Source organism: Pseudodesulfovibrio nedwellii (assembly GCF_027923765.1).
GTDB classification, from domain to species: domain Bacteria; phylum Desulfobacterota; class Desulfovibrionia; order Desulfovibrionales; family Desulfovibrionaceae; genus Pseudodesulfovibrio; species Pseudodesulfovibrio nedwellii.
In genome coordinates this window covers 3,027,501-3,043,418 of sequence record NZ_AP026709.1, presented here as the reverse complement: position 1 = coordinate 3,043,418, position 15,918 = coordinate 3,027,501, and the positions used below count along the sequence as shown (strand labels likewise).

The window sequence follows — 15,918 nt, the reverse complement described above, 5'->3', positions numbered from 1 at the left end:
ATCTTAAAAACCGTATTTAATCGGCTTTCTTTTCAATGGTCTTTTGACCGCCACCACAACCGCTACAGCCCACGCTGGCATTCTTGGTGTATTTTTTTACTTCCTCATCCTGCTCGATCAACCGAATATCATCCTCGGATTCAAGCTGCCCTTTCAGCAAGGCGTACTCAATAACGTCTTCCAAAATCCGCTGGCAATGCTTGGCCGGCACATTGTCCGCAGCAATAGCACGCTGAAAATCGGGTTTATCAAACGGCTTGGCCCAATAATTATGTTTGAGGAATTCCCATGCTCCGGCCTTAGGGACATCAATTGCAGGCTTCGTGGACCGCAAAGAAACTTCCCAATGCGTGTATGCATAAACATCGTCCAGAGTTTCCTCGGGATAACAACCATGGACATTGCTTGCCTGAAACGAGATCAATACCTTGCTCCCGACGGCCACCTCTTTGAACACGCGTCCAAAGGTCTCGTGCCGGGACACTTCAACAAGATATTCTCTGAAATCTTTAGCCATTATGATCTCCTTGTATACCGTATGCACAAATAATCGGCATAGTCTCTCAATTCCCCCATAGAATCAAGGGGTTTTCCCCAACTATCCCAATAGCCCCAGCATAACCGGCAGGGTTATGACGGAAACCAGTGTCTGAAAAGTAATGATCTGGGACATCAGCCGATGATCCCCTCCCATCTGACGCGCCAAAATGAAAGACGATACCGACACAGGAATCGCGGTGTAAATAACAGCCGTCAATGTTGCATCCGCATCTGCACCAAACAGAGCACACAATCCAGCAGCCATAATCGGTAGAAATATCAAATGAAGAACAGAAGAGACCAATAAAGACCGTTTGCCGCCCTCAACTTTCTCCAATCGTAATCCGGCCCCCACGGCCAGCAACCCCATAGGCAAGGCAGCCCGCCCCAGAATACTCAGTAAATCATTGAGCACTTCCGGCAACGAAACATGGAGCACGTTCAGGCACAGTCCGACTAGGCAGGCAAGAATAAGAGGATTCTTCGCCAATTCACGAATCACCCCCATCCCCCCATTGACGGGAGTGCCGTACCGGGAGAGCGTCAACACACAAATAACATTGATTATCGGGATCATGGTCAACAACGCCACAGCGGATAAAGTCATCCAGTCCGGGCCAAGCATGGCCGATGCGATAGACAAACCAACATAGGTATTCGGCCTGAAAGCGCCTTGAAACAATGACGTGTATGCAGGACCATCGAGTTTGAGCAACGGCCAAAACAATCGAGCCAGCAATGCAGAAGAAAGCACCGCAAAAAACACCGCTCCGGCAAGCGGCAGACTGTCAGCCTGAATATTCTTGCCGGAAAGCCCCTGCACCAACAAAGCCGGAAGCAGGACATAATACGTCACCCTTTCCGATGCAGGCCAGAACCCCTGAGAAGGGAATTCAAAACGACGCAAAAGAAAACCAATCAAAATAAGCCCGAAAACAGGGGCGATGGCGAGGATGACCAGAGACATGGTTGAACCCTACGCCGGGTCAGGCGGTGGTGGCAAGAAAAACGGGAAGCCTCAGAAGAGACTTCCCATAAAAAGACTTAAAAATCACACCAAAGCTACTCGGGTACCGTTTCCATGCTCGCCCACTTCGGTTCATGCAAAGGTAGAACGTGATCGGCCATGTCTTTGGCCTTGAGTAAAATGTCATAGGCCTCATTCGGACCAGTATTCGTCCCGGGAGGGATGACTTCCATCTCCATGGCTTTGACCTCGATGGGAGGGTCCAAGTTTTCCAGAATCGTACAAAAACCGCAAATAAGAACCGAACCTTTATCGGTTTCGATCTTCACGGACATGCCGCCGGGGGTATGGGCCGGGGTATGAATCATGGTAATACCCGGCAAAACTTCGGTATCACCATCCACGGTGATGACCTGACCGTTTTCCTCTACGTCTTCGATGTAATCTTCAAGGTAACGAAAATCGAGCGGATGAGGATTATGAATATGTTCCATTTCCTTTTCGTGCACATAAATTTTCGCATTCTCGCACTTGTAATCGTTCTCGCAATGGTCGTTGTGCAGATGGGTGTGAATAATGATATCAATATCTTCAGGTTTGAGACCGTATTTCGCCAGCCCCTCCTCAAAAGTATGAATCTTACCTCCGATGGATTTTTCCCGTTCATCCGAAATAATCGGGTGCATTTCACCCGTATCAACCAGGATCTTCTTATCCCCGCCTTCTATATACCAAGTATATATAGGAATAGTGTACGGCGTGCCGTATCCCTGCTGGTACGTCATCATTCCCTTGTCGAAGACCTTGGTTCCCATAACGATGGGATGAATGGTGTATGTGCTCATAAGTATAACTTCCTTTTCTCTACTGTCTCAACCTATGGACGGGCCTGCAATTTTGTCAAGCAACATGACCGTTCCTCCATATTACTTACGCTCCACTCATGCCCACTTTAACGAGAAAAATTTCACACGGGGCATTATTTCTCACTATACACGTCTTGACCGCTTTTACCGAAGCCGGTAGGTAATTGAAATACGAGGATTTAATATCTCGTTTCCATTGGATAAACTGCGCAACCTTTGTTAAACCATTTCAAACGGTTGTATCGCAAAGATTGTGTGACCGCGAATATGATTCTTCAAGGAGAATAAACATGGATGTTAAACTGGCAAAGCCCTTCATAAAAGCAGCCGTTGACGTACTGTCCACGATGGCATTCGTCAAACCTGAGGTTGGCAAACCCTACGTCAAGAAAAACAATGTCGCGGCGGGGGATGTCTCCGGCATGGTAGGTATCACCGGCGAAAAGAACGGCAGCGTCTCTCTCTCCTTCTCCAAAGGATGCGCCGTAGCCATCGTCAAGAATATGCTCGGAGACGAAATTGATGACATCATGCAAGACGTCAAGGACGCAGTAGGCGAATTGACCAACATGATTTCCGGTCAAGCCCGTGCCGGCCTTGCCGAAAGCGGCCTTGTTTTTCAGGGATCAACTCCAACAGTCGTCATGGGAGACAACCACACCATCTCCCACATGGCGAAATCACCCATCATGGCTATCCCCTTCACCACGAAGGACGGGGACTTCACCATTGAATTCTGCTTCGAGTAAACCGACGACAATGTAAGATGTGGAGAGACCATGCCAATGCTTGACAATTTCAGAGACAAGGAATTTCTAGATCAAATAACGATCCTCAATGAAATTTCAGGAAGCAAAAACCCAGACGCCTTACCCGGCCTTCTGGAACTTCTCAAAAACCCGGTGGGAGATACTTCCATCGACTATATGGTAGTCAACGCCCTCAACGCAGTCCTGTCCAGCAATGAAAACGAGGTTGTTGCAGGCCTAAACGACTCCCATGACGGATATAAAATTCTCTGCATTCGAGTTGCAGGCGAATATGCAATCAAAAGAGCAGCCCATCCTTTGGTTGCCCTTGCCGAAACAGAGACGGACCTCGACCGCCTCATGGAAATCCTCACTTCTCTGGCTCGTATCGCTGACGATTCAGCCCTGCCTATATTCAGAAGATTCCTGAGCCACGAAGACGCTTTCATTCAGTCTTCCTGCATCGAAGCCCTCGGTAAGCTGAAAGATGCGGAGTCCGTTACTCATCTCAAGGCCATGATCACCGAAAGCGAAGCCCCGGATCGTTTTGAAGTCTGCGACATTACCACATGGAAGGCCGTGGATGCCCTCGCGACGTATGACTCGGACGACACCATCTCCTTTTTGGTTGAAAAACTACACCATCATAATCCCACAGTCAGACGCATCATTACCGATGCCCTGCTGTCTATCGGTGCTCAGTGCATCCCCATGCTTCTCTCGGCATTCGAAGCTGGCGACACTGACAACAAAATTCTGGCTGCCAACGTCCTTGGCTTCCTGCGCAACAAATTGGGCGCAGACGGATTGGTCGCAGCCTTTGACAAAGGCTTGGCCGAAGATGAAAACGTCCGTTATGCCGTTTACGAAGCCCTGGGGCGCATCGGCACAATGAAGGGCATCATCTGTTTGGTTGATGGCCTCTCCGAAACCGAAGAACTTATTCTCATGGCGGTTATCGGAGGTCTGGAAAAACACGTCAATCCCGGCATGATTTCCACATTGACCTCAATGATCATCAAAGCCGACGATCAGGCGGACAGACTCGCCCGAGGCGTTATTTCCTCCAAGGCAACCGCCATTTTTGACGCTCTCTACGAAACTCAGGGTGCAGCAGATGCTCTGATGGACGCACTGGCCGAATCCAACGACCCAGAAATCATCGAAGAATTCCGTGTTGTGCTCAATGAAATTGGTGGTTCTCGCGCGGAGCAAGACATCCAGAGATTGCCTCAGGTATCCACGGGCTCCAAAAAAGCGTTGGCCGCAGATGACTCTCGCTCCATGTGCGCCATGCACCGGGCCATCCTGACGGACCTCGGCTTTGAGCCATTCATGGCTACCAATGGCGAAGAAGCTTATGAGTTCATTGAGCAGGGAGAAGAATTCGAAATAGTCATCACTGATATGAACATGCCCGTCATGGACGGCATGGAGCTGGTGGGCAAAATCCGATCCACACCGGGTCTGGAAGATGTGCCCATCATCATGGTCACCACTGAATCCGAAGCATCACAACAAAATCTGGCCACAAAAGCCGGAGTCACAGCATTCATCACCAAGCCGTTCAAGCCAGACGAGCTTAAGGCGAAGATCGCTGAAATTACTTTATAAATAAAAAAGGCCTCGTTAAGAGGCCTTTTTTATTACAAACTAAAACACAAAATCATTCTGATTCCGAAGTCTCTGATGCCCGAATAAATTCGATTGTCATTTCGGCTACCTCTTCAGAAAAGAGCATCCACACGTGGCTCATGGAGGAACAGATTCGTTCCTGCCATCCGGCTCGCCCGGTTCGAAGCATATCCAAAGGAAAAACATAATCATCTGTCAGCGTATAAATACCGAGTCGGGGACAATTCGGGTCCGGTGTCCCTTCCACTGTTTGCGCAATATATCTGCCCGGAATAAGAGAACGAGCCATACGATTACCTCCGAGCCACGCCAGATCACTCCCCTTATGTGGAGATCCCAAAGTGATCAGAGCCGTCACTCGGTCCCTATACGCAGCCTTTCCGGCCACGCAACGAGAAACCAAACCACCAAGGCTATGACCGATAAGAATGACCTTGCCTTCAGAACTCTGGGCAAGCAACTGATCGAGCTTGGCCTCCATCCCGACCAATGCCGCATCGAAATCCTTGGTAAAACTATTATACTGATACGTATGCAAGTTAGAAAAACCAGCCTGTTTGAGTCGATGCCGAAACACGGTCCATGCAGATTTATTATGATACAGACCATGAACCATCAGTATAGGGGTTCCCGGAACATATTCCTCCCGATCTGGAAGCAAGGCAAGCAGACTCATCGGAAGTACAATACAGTCAGCAGCGACAGCCTTGAGTAGCCCCTTTCCCACAGCTCGGTCCATTTGACCGACGCCTTCGCGAATCTCGGACAATTGTCCAGCGATACCATTGGAAAGAATGAACGCTCCATACCGCAACGCGGACAGAACGACGACGATAAAAGCTATAAGGGAAAGTATGAATATCAGCATGACGGCACAATGACGGCAGAGCGAGTCGGTGTCAACTTGGTACCATAGTGACACATCTTGCCCTTTGGACGACTCCGGGTGTATCTCCTTACCAAACAAAAAGGAGATCAACGTGGGAAACACCACTCTCTGTCTCGATATCGGTAGCGGCACTCAAGATGTGCTGCTGTATTCTCCCAATATAGAAATCGAAAATTGCCCAAAATTCGTGATCCCGTCCCCGGCCCTTCAAATTGGTCGGAGGATTGAGAATCTGCGTATGCAAGGACAAAACATATGGCTCCATGACCGCAACATGGGTGGGGGAGTGACAAGGTTCATCCGCGCCCACCAAAAGGCCGGACTCAAGGTCTCCGCCAGCCGAAGCGCCGCATACACCATGGCCGACGATCTCACTCGCGTCACTGACATGGGAATCGAACTGACCGACACATGCCCTGAAGGATTCGAACCTGTCCGTCTCACAGACTTTGACAAGGACTGGTGGCGTAACTTCCTTGAAGCAGCCGAGCTCCCATGGCCCGATCACATTGCAGCCTGTGCTCAAGATCACGGATTCCACCCCGGAGAATCCAACCGACGTGGCCGGTTCAAACTCTGGCAGACATTCCTGACTGAAGGCGAAGGTCGTCCCGAATCTCTGATTTACCAGACACCGCCCGAAATGCTGACCCGACTGCGCGACCTGCAGGAAGACATAGCAGGAGGCGTGGTGGCAGACACCGGCGCGGCTGCCGTGCTCGGTGCCCTATACGTGGACGAAATCGAAGAACTCAGTTTCAAAAAAGGCATCACCCTGGTTAACATTGGCAACTCCCATCTTATCGCATTCCTTCTGTTCAAAGGACAGATCCACGGCGTGTACGAACAACACACCGGGTGCGTGAACGGCAAAAAACTCTGGGCCGATCTGGAGCAGTTCCGCTGTGGTTGTCTTCCCTTTGAACAGGTCTTTGAAGAGCGCGGGCACGGCTGCCTGACCAGAGAGCTGCCCGAAGAAGCAGATGGGTTCAAGCAGACTTTTGTGCTCGGTCCGCGCAGGGCAATGCTGGAAGGGTATGATGTTTCGTTCCCGGCACCGGGTGGCGACATGATGCTTGCCGGATGTTTCGGTCTTATTAAAGGCATGACGCTGGCTGACAAAAACCAGACATAAACTTATACTTATATGATCGTTGACTGAAACATATGAGTATGGCTACTAGAGTACGACTATGCATAAAAATCGACTCATCGCCGCCATATTCTGTGTTCTCCTGTTTTCGGCCACCGCCCATGCAGACACCCTGTTTGTCAGTGAAAAAGTTACTCAACCCGGTAACGGGAATTCCTGGGCAACGGCATTCAAGACATTGACTCTAGCTCTTGAAACAGCTCAAAGCGGTGATCAGATATGGGTTGCCGAGGGCATGTATACGCCCACAAACACCAATGACAGAAACGCCTCCTTCCACCTCAAATCCGGGGTGGAAGTGATCGGCGGATTTTCCGGCGTTGAAACGGAACTGAAAAAACGCGACATCAAAAAGCACCCGACCGTTCTGTCCGGTGATATCGGCCAGCCCGGCATCCCTGATGACAACGTATTTCACGTCGTTGTCGGCGCAAACAATGCGGTACTGGATGGTTTCACCATTACCGGTGGGTATAGCCTCAATACGGCGTGGACCGGCGGCAAAACACTGACAGCGCAGACACTGACGGCTGGTCCTCAGCCAGGATTTGGCGCAGGCATACTCAACTATCAAGCCTCACCCGAAATACGCAACTGCACCTTTCAGGACAATCATGCTCTCATGGGTGGCGCGGCCTACAACATGACCGCAACTTCAGACAATCCCACGGCCAAACCTGCTACCTCTCCAAAATTCTCGGATTGTACTTTCTGGCAGAATTCAGCACTGGCCCACGGCGGTGGTGTCGTCAATCAAATGCAAACGGCTCCCCTGTTCGTCTCCTGTGTCTTCGATTCCAATATCGCAGACATCACCGGCGGCGGCATGTTCAACGATTTCGGGGCAGCCCCTATGCTACTCAACTCGATTTTCCGCAACAACGAAGCAGAAAACGGCGGTGGAATGGCCAATGAAGGTGGCTCCACGCCGATCATGTACTACTCGACACTGACCGGTAACCGATCATTAAAAAACGGCCCGGCCATCTATCAAGGAGCTGGGGCACCAAACACGACAGTCCTGACAAAGTCAGTTGTTTGGGACAACGAATGCGAATGCAAAGACACACGATTCTTCAATGGGGAAAAATCCGTTGTCAAAGTACAAGATTCAGTCATCCAAAATGGCTACAAGGGAAAATCCGTTTTTCGGGCCAATCCAGGCCTGGACCGGAAATCCGAAACCATGCTGAACGTGGGCTACAAAACCAACGGACACCGTTTCCGTCCATCCAAACTCGAATACCGAATCAAGGACATAGATCGATTCGAAGTTATCAAAAATCTGCCACCCTATGAAGCCAAATACACGGCATCCGTCGATCAAAAACTGCTCGACACCATGAACGCTCCCGTTGCAGCACCCGCTCCGAAAGTTTCTGCGGCCCCGAAAGTTGCTCCAGCTCCAAAACCAATTGCCGAACCCATCATAACAGCTCCGGCACCCAAAGCGGCCCCGACTCCGAAATCCGTAACAGAAGCACCAGCTACACCGGCCGCAAAAGTCGCACCTGTTGCCATAGTCCCAGTGGCAGCCACTCCTAGTACGATCTCAAAATCAGTCTCTCCGGTTCAAGAAAAAAAAGTGACACCTGTTGCACCTCAAAAAGAACCAGAAAATCTAGCTTTGCTTGCCCCAACGCCCTCGCTATTGGACACACAGCCAACGCCAACCAAGCCGGGCAGGAAACCCAATATCGAAGCACTCATGCTGAGCATGGACATGGACGGCAACGGCTGCATTACCATCAATGAAGCAACCGGCGAAATGCAGCAAAAATTCTGGCGCATGGACCTTAATGGAGACAATTGCCTGTCCAAAAAGGAAATAACCAGAGCATCGGGCCAGACAAAAAGCCCACAACAACCAGTCACACAGGCCACTGTGCCCACACAGACCTCAACCGCGGCTCTGGCACCACCAAAACAAGCCCCTGCGCAACAACCCAAAACAATTACTCCGACCCCGCCCCCCGCTCCGGCCATCGTTCCTAAGCAAACCGCGCAAGCCGTCAATGATTCCAACGGATACACCCTCTTTGCGCCCATGGGGTCCAAAGACACTCTTCTGGTGGACATGCAGGGCAAAACCGTCAAAACGTGGCACGGCAAAGACCAATCTTCCGGTGCAGTCTATTTGCTCAACAACGGCAACCTGCTCCGGTGTGTGTCTCCAGGCAAAGGAGAAGTCCGCACCCCGTTTATTGGTAAGGACGTTACTGGCGGTATTATTCAGGAAGTCTCACCTCGCGGCCAGATTGTCTGGGAATACACTTATGTTTCGAACAAGGTCCGGCAGCACCACGATATTGCCCCACTTCCCAACGGCAACGTCTTGCTCCTGGCATGGGAGCTGAAAAACGAGTCTGACATCGAAGCGGTCGGCGGCTCAGTCCGCAACCACCCGGATGGAAAAATCTGGGCAGAACATATCGTGGAAATTCGCAAATCAGGACCCCGTAGTGGCTACATCGTCTGGGAATGGCATGCTTGGGACCACTTGATACAAAATGCTAATCAGTCTGCTCCGAACTTTGCCAATCCGGTTCGTCTCCCGCAACGCATAGACATCAATTACAACCCTTCGCGCCGCCCTGAATGGCTCCATGCCAATTCCATCGACTATAACCCACAACTCAGGCAGATCGTACTGAGTCTGCGCAATACAGGTGAAGTTTGGATAATCGATCACTCCACCAGCACCAGTCAGGCCGCATCCACTACAGGAGGCATCATGCACCGGGGAGGCGACATTCTGTTCCGATGGGGCAATCCTCAGGCATACGGAGCTTCTGGTCGTCCCATACTTGTCGATCAACGTGATGCCCGCTGGGTAAAAGGTGCAAAACCCGGTAAAGAACATATCCTCATCTTCAACAACGGAAACAAACATACCCAGCGATCTGATGTCCTCGAAATTCTTCCAGAGTACTACTTCAAATCGACCCGCCTCAATGCCAAGGTCGTCTGGTCTTATAATGAGAATGGCGGCAAACGTTTTTTTGCAGAACAAGTATCCGGAGCGCAACGACTGGCAAACGGACATACTCTCATTAGTGATGGCCCGGCAGGACGCATTCTCGAAGTATCTGCCAATGCCAAACCCGTTTGGGAATACACGTATACAGGCTCCAACAGTACTTCAAACCACCGAATATTCCGTGCCACACGAATTCCTCCTGAACATCCGGGGCTAAAGCGACTTTCGATCAATAAGTAAAATATTAATGAGCGGTCTCCGGGCCGCTCTTTTCTTGTGATAATAATTACTCTCCCCTAGGCAGAGGCCACGCCGCGTGGTATGCTTTCAAGTAAATAATTTTTACAAGAAGGAGCACCCTATGAGGCTAATACTCCAATTCCCGGTTTCCTTATTTTTATCGATCACACTGCTTGTTCTGCCCGGAATGGCAGGGTGGGGAGACTCTCTCAAGGAAATGGGAGACACTGGATCCAAAGCGATCGGATTGCCCTACACGCCGACAGAAGCCGACGCTGGCATTCGAGAAGTCCTACATATGGGAACTGACTACGCTGTTGCAGAACTTGGGAAAGACGGCGGGTTCGCTGCCAATCCGGCCGCATCAATCCCACTTCCCGACATGCTTTCATCCATGATTGGCGAATCAGGACTACTTTCCTCATTCAACACGGCGGCAGAAAGTTCAGTCGAACCCATTGGTGGGCTCTTCCACAAAACCATCGACACCATGGACATAGGTAACCCCGCATCCATGGTCAGCGGCAGCGATACGTCCATTACGGATTACTTTGAAGAAACAGCACGTCCAACACTCAAAGAACTGGCTCGGCCTATTGTCGAACAACAACTGGAAACAGCAGGCCTTGGAGCTTACACAAACGCCATATCAGCAGCCCAGCTCATGTCCAATGCCTCTGGCTCTCCCTTTAATCCGACGGATTACGTGACAGACAAGGCTCTTGATGCCATGTTCATGTACATTGGTGATCAGGAAAAAGATTTACGATCCAATGGTGCAGCCAATGCAAGTGAACTTCTTAAAAAACTCTTTTAGGAGCAAATAATGAACAAACTGCTAAAAATCCTCCTGATAACGGCAGGAACCATCCTGTCTCTCTTCATTATCGCGGTCATTATCCTTGTAACAACGGTTGACCCGAATGAGTACAAAGGAGAAATTTCTCAGGCTGTAAAAGAAGAAACCGGTCGAGATCTCACTTTTGAAGGCGACATCGGCTTCACCTTTTTCCCAACCCTCGGCCTTGAGGTCGGGCCCATGGCTCTTGGCAATGCGAAAGGCTTCAGTCCCGCTGAAATGGTCCGCATCAACAAAGCGGAAGCCTCTATCCGTATCCTTCCGCTTTTCTCGGGCAATGCCACCATTGGCATGGTCGTATTAGACGGATTGACCCTCAACCTGACGAAAAACACAAAGGGCATCACCAACTGGGATGACCTCGTCAAAGACACGGACAAAACCCAATCAGAACAGAAACCTGTGGCGGAAGAGCCCAAAATCAAAGAAAACAAGGTTGAGAGCTTGTCTGTACAGGGTGTTGAAATCACCAACGCCAATATTCTGTATGACGACGAGCAGGCAGGCAGCACAAGCTCATTAAGCAATCTGAGTCTCATCATTGGAGAAGTGGGAGATGCAGTTCGCTTCCCATTCGAGTTACGTTTTGATCTCAAGCTCGACTCCCCCAAAATCGAAACTCGTCCGACCCTGACCGGCTTCGCAAAATTTGACCAAAAAGCAGGAACTGTCGAAATTGACGAAATGCTCTTCAAAGCCCTCAACCTTGAATTGGCAGGAAACTTCTTCGCCAAATCTGCAAACGGAAAAAATGCCTTTTCCGGTGAACTCTCGCTAGCCGAAGCCTCCATCAAAAAGCTCATGCAGGAAATAGGCATGGAATCATTGGAAACAGCAGACCCAAAAGCCCTGGAAAAGCTAAGATTCGATCTAAAATACAATGGTTCTGATACTGCCGTATCTTTAGAAAACATGACAGTAAAACTGGACGACACCACCATCACAGCCACCGGCTCGGTCAAGAACTTTGCCAAACCGGCCATCGCTTTTTCCGTCAACGTCGACGACATTGATGCTGACAGATACATGCCACCCAAATCAGACGATCCTAAAACGCAGGCTCAACCAGCAGCCTCCGACATAGGCACAGAAAAACCAACTCAAGAACCCGACCTCAACGCACTCAAAGAACTAAATCTGAACGCCAAGATGACCATTGGAAAACTCAAGGCCATAAACTTGCGGATCTCGGACATCCTTTGTGAACTGAAAGCAAAAGACGGTGTTGTCACGATCAAACCTTTTTCCGCAAACCTCTACGAGGGAACCCTCATGGCGCACTCTATGCTCAACGCCAATACAAAAATCGCAAGCTGGAGCGAGACAGCTGATCTCAAGGGTGTTCAGGCGGGACCGTTGCTCAAGGATCTAACCGGCAAGGACCATGTGCTCGGCACAACGATCGTCAAATACAACCTCAAGGGCATGGGCCTGACCCCTCCCAACATCAAACAAACTGTCACTGGCACGGCATCCTTTGCCTTTACAGATGGCGCGATCAACGGTGTGAATGTAGCCAAGATGCTCCGCGACGGTTGGAATAAAATCAAAGGCAAGCCCACTAGCTCCGACGAACCGGCCCGGACAGACTTTGCTGAGCTGCTCGGTTCCGCAGTCCTCAAAAATGGTCACATAACCAATGATGATCTGCTGATGAAGTCCCCCCTCTTGCGAGTCACCGGAAAAGGATGGGCCAACCTGCCGAAAAACAACACCGACTATACAGCGACAGTAACGGTTGTAGGCACTCTCAAAGGTCAGGATGGTGCATCCATGGAAGACCTTAAAGGCCTCCCCCTGCCCATCAACGTCAAAGGAGACCTCAATGACCCATCAATCAGCCTTGATGCAAAGGCGATGGCAGAAGCTTTGCTTAAAGGGCAATTCAAACAGGGTACTAAAGGCTTGGAAGACAAACTGAAGAAAGACATTCTCGGTGGGTCAAAAACCGACACAACCGATAAGCCGACCAATCCTTTCGGCGGTCTGCTTAAAAAGAAATAGCTTACCCAGAGTCTCAATCCGGTGAGCAAAGAATACCTTTGATCACCATTTATCTCCATACCAAGATACACAACGTAAAAAAGGCCGCTCGGTAACTCGAGCGGCCTTTTCTATAGAAAAAACTAAAAACGAAGCGACAAACACGTCAATCCGCCATCGAGCTTACGGTATTCTGAGACATCAAGAACGACGGTTTCCACACCTGTGCCACGAACCTTGGCAAGCGTTTGGGGGAACCCATCAGGGACAATGACCGTGTCGTTAATTAAAAGACAATTCCGAGCATAGGCCTCATCATCTTCAACGACTATTCGATCAAAGTGGGCCAACTCTTCCATATCCTCGCAACACGGCGAAACCAAAATGGTATTATTACCGATAAAATTCACATCCGTCTTGAAATGAAGACTTGGACAACAGGCCATCTCTTTCCATTTATATCCAAACGGTTCCACGGCAGCACCCAAGGCCACAGCGCCTTCATGGTTTGTCCTGTCAGAAAGTCCGATATAAAACGTATCCTCAACCTGCAACACATCGCCACCTTCAATATGGGCTGGCGAGGATATCCTGACGACAGGTTTGAACAGGGCAAGGACAGGCTCAATGCTCTCCTGTTCCCCTTGCCGAGAAGACGCCCCCAACGGCGTAACAACTGCCACTTCCTCACAAACCACAGCGGTATCTTCCACAAAACAGCAGTCAGGAAATCCCGGTTCAGAATCAAGTACTGTCACATCAAGGCCAAGATGAATAAGCACCTGACAATAGGCCTCATGCTGTTTCAAAGCGAGCTGAAAATCCGGTTTACCAAGACTGGCGGAGGTGATGCCGTTGACCATCTCTTCAGATGGACGGCGGGTGATCGCGCGGGTGAACATGTCGTCTCTCCTCAAATGAGTCCTATAATTAAAAACAGAATGCAGACTTCGGGCAAAATGGTCAAGAGCCGGCTCAAAAACACAAAAAGCCCTGGTTCAGAGAAAACCAAGGCTTTTGAAATATCTTGATAATAACCGGATGGTTCCGACTCTTCCACCAGGTGTGCACATTCGAGAAACAATTTGAGTGCGGGCTGGGAATTGGTGGCCGGAAACAATGATAAAGTCTTGATTGATCTGGCCGGGATGGTCAACTTTGGTTTTCGCATGTTGAGTTGAGAACGCAGAAAAGCCCTGATTCATATGAATCAGGGCTTTTCTTAAAAGATCCTTGGCACCGACCTACTTTCCCACACGCTACCATGCAGTATCATCGGCGATGGAGGGCTTAACTACCGGGTTCGGAATGGGACCGGGTGTACCCCCTCCTCCTTGGGCACCAAGAAAAAGAGTTGAGTAATGTCTACTCAAATATATAAGTAAACAGGGGAAGAGAGAATTCCATTAAGTTGTTAAATAAGCCGCACGATCTATTAGTACTGGTTAGCTGAACAACTCACGTTGCTTACACACCCAGCCTATCAACCTTGTAGTCTTCAAGGGATCTTTAGGGACATAAATGTCCAGGGAGAACTAATCTTGAGGCTGGCTTCCCGCTTAGATGCTTTCAGCGGTTATCCTATCCGAACTTAGCTACTCTGCAATGCCACTGGCGTGACAACAGAAACACCATAGGTTCGTCCACCCCGGTCCTCTCGTACTAGGGGCAGACCCTCTTCAATTCTCCTACGCCCACGGAGGATAGGGACCAAACTGTCTCACGACGTTTTAAACCCAGCTCGCGTACCACTTTAAACGGCGAACAGCCGTACCCTTGGGACCTGCTTCAGCCCCAGGATGTGATGAGCCGACATCGAGGTGCCAAACCGCGTCGTCGATGTGAACTCTTGGACGCGATCAGCCTGTTATCCCCGGCGTACCTTTTATCCTATGAGCGATGGCCCTTCCATGCGGAACCACCGGATCACTAAGACCAACTTTCGTTCCTGCTCGAGATGTCTCTCTCACAGTCAAGCTACCTTATGCCTTTGCACTCAACGGCTGGTTTCCAATCAGCCTGAGGTAACCTTTGCAAGCCTCCGTTACTATTTAGGAGGCGACCGCCCCAGTCAAACTACCCACCAGACACTGTTTCCGCGCCGGATGACGGCTACGGATTAGATACCTAAGTAATAAAGGCTGGTATTTCAAGGTTGACTCCACACACTCTAGCGAACATGCTTCAAAGTCTCCCAGCTATCCTACACATTATTAATCAAATACCAATGTCAAGCTGCAGTAAAGGTGCACAGGGTCTTTCCGTCCTTCCGCGGGTACCCAGCATTTTCACTGGGAATTCAATTTCACTGAGTCTCTGGTTGAGACAGTGGGGGGATCGTTACGCCATTCGTGCAGGTCGGAACTTACCCGACAAGGAATTTCGCTACCTTAGGACCGTTATAGTTACGGCCGCCGTTTACTGGGGCTTCGATTCAGAGCTTCGACCGAAGTCTAACCCCACCTCTTAACCTTCCAGCACCGGGCAGGCGTCAGTCCCTATACATCGTCTTACGACTTAGCAGAGACCTATGTTTTTAGTAAACAGTCGCCCCCCCCGATTCACTGCGTCTTGAAGTTGCTCACATAGTAAAATGATCACAATTTCAAGCACCCCTTCTTGCGAACTTACGGGGTCATTTTGCCGAGTTCCTTAACCAGAGTTCTCTCAAGCGCCTTGGTCTGCTCGACCCACCTACCTGTGTTGGTTTGCGGTACGGTATGCATATGCTAAACTTAGAAGCTTTTCTTGGCAGTATGGAATTAATGGCTTCCGTCGATTAAAGACTCGGCATAACGTCTCAGGCATAAAGAACTGCGGATTTACCTACAGTTCAACCCTACACGCTTGCACCGGGAATATCCAACACCCGGACCATCTATCCTTCTGCGTCCCTCCATCGCACACATATACATGTACAGGAATATTAACCTGTTTCCCATCGACTACGCATTTCTGCCTCGCCTTAGGGGCCGACTTACCCTGGGAAGATTAGCTTTACCCAGGAAACCTTAGGTTTACGGCGAATAAGTTTCTCACTTATTTTATCGTTACTCA

At 49.9% G+C, this 15,918-nt stretch carries 12 protein-coding genes and 2 rRNA genes (1 of these 14 cut by a window edge); 6 read left to right on the top strand and 8 right to left on the bottom strand.

The genetic code is table 11. The annotated features are described in order from the left end of the window. Positions 1 to 16: 16 nt before the first annotated feature. From SYK_RS14200 to SYK_RS14190, 3 genes are all read right to left on the bottom strand, one after another. Entirely contained in the window at positions 17 to 517 is a 501-nt protein-coding gene (locus SYK_RS14200; protein WP_281760929.1) for a hypothetical protein, read from the bottom strand. A gap of 81 nt (positions 518 to 598) precedes the next feature. Beyond that, positions 599 to 1,507, bottom strand: coding sequence for an AEC family transporter (locus SYK_RS14195; RefSeq protein WP_281760928.1), 909 nt, complete (start codon positions 1,505 to 1,507; stop codon positions 599 to 601). A 95-nt stretch (positions 1,508 to 1,602) separates the two neighbouring features. Beyond that, complete coding sequence (locus tag SYK_RS14190; protein WP_281760927.1) at positions 1,603 to 2,352, bottom strand: N-acyl homoserine lactonase family protein; 750 nt, start codon at positions 2,350 to 2,352, stop codon at positions 1,603 to 1,605. Positions 2,353 to 2,663: 311 nt separating this feature from the next. On the opposite strand from SYK_RS14190, the gene SYK_RS14185 reads away from it, so the two are divergent. Beyond that, entirely contained in the window at positions 2,664 to 3,122 is a 459-nt protein-coding gene (locus tag SYK_RS14185) for a chemotaxis protein CheX (protein ID WP_281760926.1), read from the top strand. Positions 3,123 to 3,152: 30 nt separating this feature from the next. Beyond that, the gene (locus tag SYK_RS14180) at positions 3,153 to 4,736 is read left to right on the top strand and encodes a HEAT repeat domain-containing protein (RefSeq protein ID WP_281760925.1); all 1,584 of its coding nucleotides are present in this window, start codon (positions 3,153 to 3,155) and stop codon (positions 4,734 to 4,736) included. A 52-nt stretch (positions 4,737 to 4,788) separates the two neighbouring features. Here the strand turns inward: SYK_RS14180 and SYK_RS14175 are convergent, their stop codons facing one another. Beyond that, the gene (locus tag SYK_RS14175; RefSeq protein WP_281760924.1) at positions 4,789 to 5,625 is read right to left on the bottom strand and encodes an esterase/lipase family protein; all 837 of its coding nucleotides are present in this window, start codon (positions 5,623 to 5,625) and stop codon (positions 4,789 to 4,791) included. 112 nt (positions 5,626 to 5,737) lie between these two features. Here SYK_RS14175 and SYK_RS14170 point away from each other — a divergent pair, with 112 nt between their 5' ends. The 4 genes from SYK_RS14170 (at position 5,738) to SYK_RS14155 (ending at position 12,882) form a co-directional block, all read left to right on the top strand. Further along, positions 5,738 to 6,781 (top strand): DUF1786 domain-containing protein, encoded by a 1,044-nt coding sequence (locus tag SYK_RS14170; protein WP_281760923.1) that lies wholly within the window; start codon positions 5,738 to 5,740, stop codon positions 6,779 to 6,781. Between the two features lie 58 nt (positions 6,782 to 6,839). Further along, entirely contained in the window at positions 6,840 to 10,019 is a 3,180-nt protein-coding gene (locus SYK_RS14165; protein ID WP_281760922.1) for an aryl-sulfate sulfotransferase, read from the top strand. Positions 10,020 to 10,140: 121 nt separating this feature from the next. Then, a complete protein-coding gene (locus SYK_RS14160; protein ID WP_281760921.1) occupies positions 10,141 to 10,836 on the top strand; it encodes a DUF4197 domain-containing protein in 696 nt (231 codons plus the stop codon). A 9-nt stretch (positions 10,837 to 10,845) separates the two neighbouring features. Continuing rightward, positions 10,846 to 12,882 carry an AsmA family protein gene (locus SYK_RS14155; protein ID WP_281760920.1) on the top strand — a complete coding sequence of 679 codons (2,037 nt, stop codon included), beginning with the start codon at positions 10,846 to 10,848 and terminating at the stop codon, positions 12,880 to 12,882. 122 nt (positions 12,883 to 13,004) lie between these two features. Here SYK_RS14155 and SYK_RS14150 read toward each other — a convergent pair whose 3' ends face one another. The 4 genes from SYK_RS14150 to SYK_RS14135 form a co-directional block, all read right to left on the bottom strand. Continuing rightward, positions 13,005 to 13,763, bottom strand: a complete 759-nt coding sequence (locus SYK_RS14150) for a dimethylarginine dimethylaminohydrolase family protein (protein ID WP_281760919.1) — start codon at positions 13,761 to 13,763, stop codon at positions 13,005 to 13,007. Positions 13,764 to 13,774: 11 nt separating this feature from the next. Next, on the bottom strand, positions 13,775 to 14,032 hold the full coding sequence (locus tag SYK_RS14145) for a hypothetical protein (RefSeq protein ID WP_281760918.1): 258 nt from the start codon (positions 14,030 to 14,032) through the stop codon (positions 13,775 to 13,777). A gap of 60 nt (positions 14,033 to 14,092) precedes the next feature. Beyond that, positions 14,093 to 14,207 (bottom strand): 5S ribosomal RNA (rrf, locus tag SYK_RS14140). Positions 14,208 to 14,275: 68 nt separating this feature from the next. Continuing rightward, positions 14,276 to 15,918 (bottom strand): 23S ribosomal RNA (locus SYK_RS14135); it runs 1,299 nt beyond the window's last position.

What these genes read in the sequence shown, in the direction of transcription:
- SYK_RS14200 (WP_281760929.1), bottom strand. Translation starts at nt 517, where the DNA reads ATGGCTAAAGATTTCAGAGAATATCTTGTTGAAGTGTCCCGGCACGAG.
- SYK_RS14195 (WP_281760928.1), bottom strand. Translation starts at nt 1,507, where the DNA reads ATGTCTCTGGTCATCCTCGCCATCGCCCCTGTTTTCGGGCTTATTTTG.
- SYK_RS14190 (WP_281760927.1), bottom strand. Translation starts at nt 2,352, where the DNA reads ATGAGCACATACACCATTCATCCCATCGTTATGGGAACCAAGGTCTTC.
- SYK_RS14185 (WP_281760926.1), top strand. Translation starts at nt 2,664, where the DNA reads ATGGATGTTAAACTGGCAAAGCCCTTCATAAAAGCAGCCGTTGACGTA.
- SYK_RS14180 (WP_281760925.1), top strand. Translation starts at nt 3,153, where the DNA reads ATGCCAATGCTTGACAATTTCAGAGACAAGGAATTTCTAGATCAAATA.
- SYK_RS14175 (WP_281760924.1), bottom strand. Translation starts at nt 5,625, where the DNA reads ATGCTGATATTCATACTTTCCCTTATAGCTTTTATCGTCGTCGTTCTG.
- SYK_RS14165 (WP_281760922.1), top strand. Translation starts at nt 6,840, where the DNA reads ATGCATAAAAATCGACTCATCGCCGCCATATTCTGTGTTCTCCTGTTT.
- SYK_RS14160 (WP_281760921.1), top strand. Translation starts at nt 10,141, where the DNA reads ATGAGGCTAATACTCCAATTCCCGGTTTCCTTATTTTTATCGATCACA.
- SYK_RS14155 (WP_281760920.1), top strand. Translation starts at nt 10,846, where the DNA reads ATGAACAAACTGCTAAAAATCCTCCTGATAACGGCAGGAACCATCCTG.
- SYK_RS14150 (WP_281760919.1), bottom strand. Translation starts at nt 13,763, where the DNA reads ATGTTCACCCGCGCGATCACCCGCCGTCCATCTGAAGAGATGGTCAAC.
- SYK_RS14145 (WP_281760918.1), bottom strand. Translation starts at nt 14,032, where the DNA reads ATGCGAAAACCAAAGTTGACCATCCCGGCCAGATCAATCAAGACTTTA.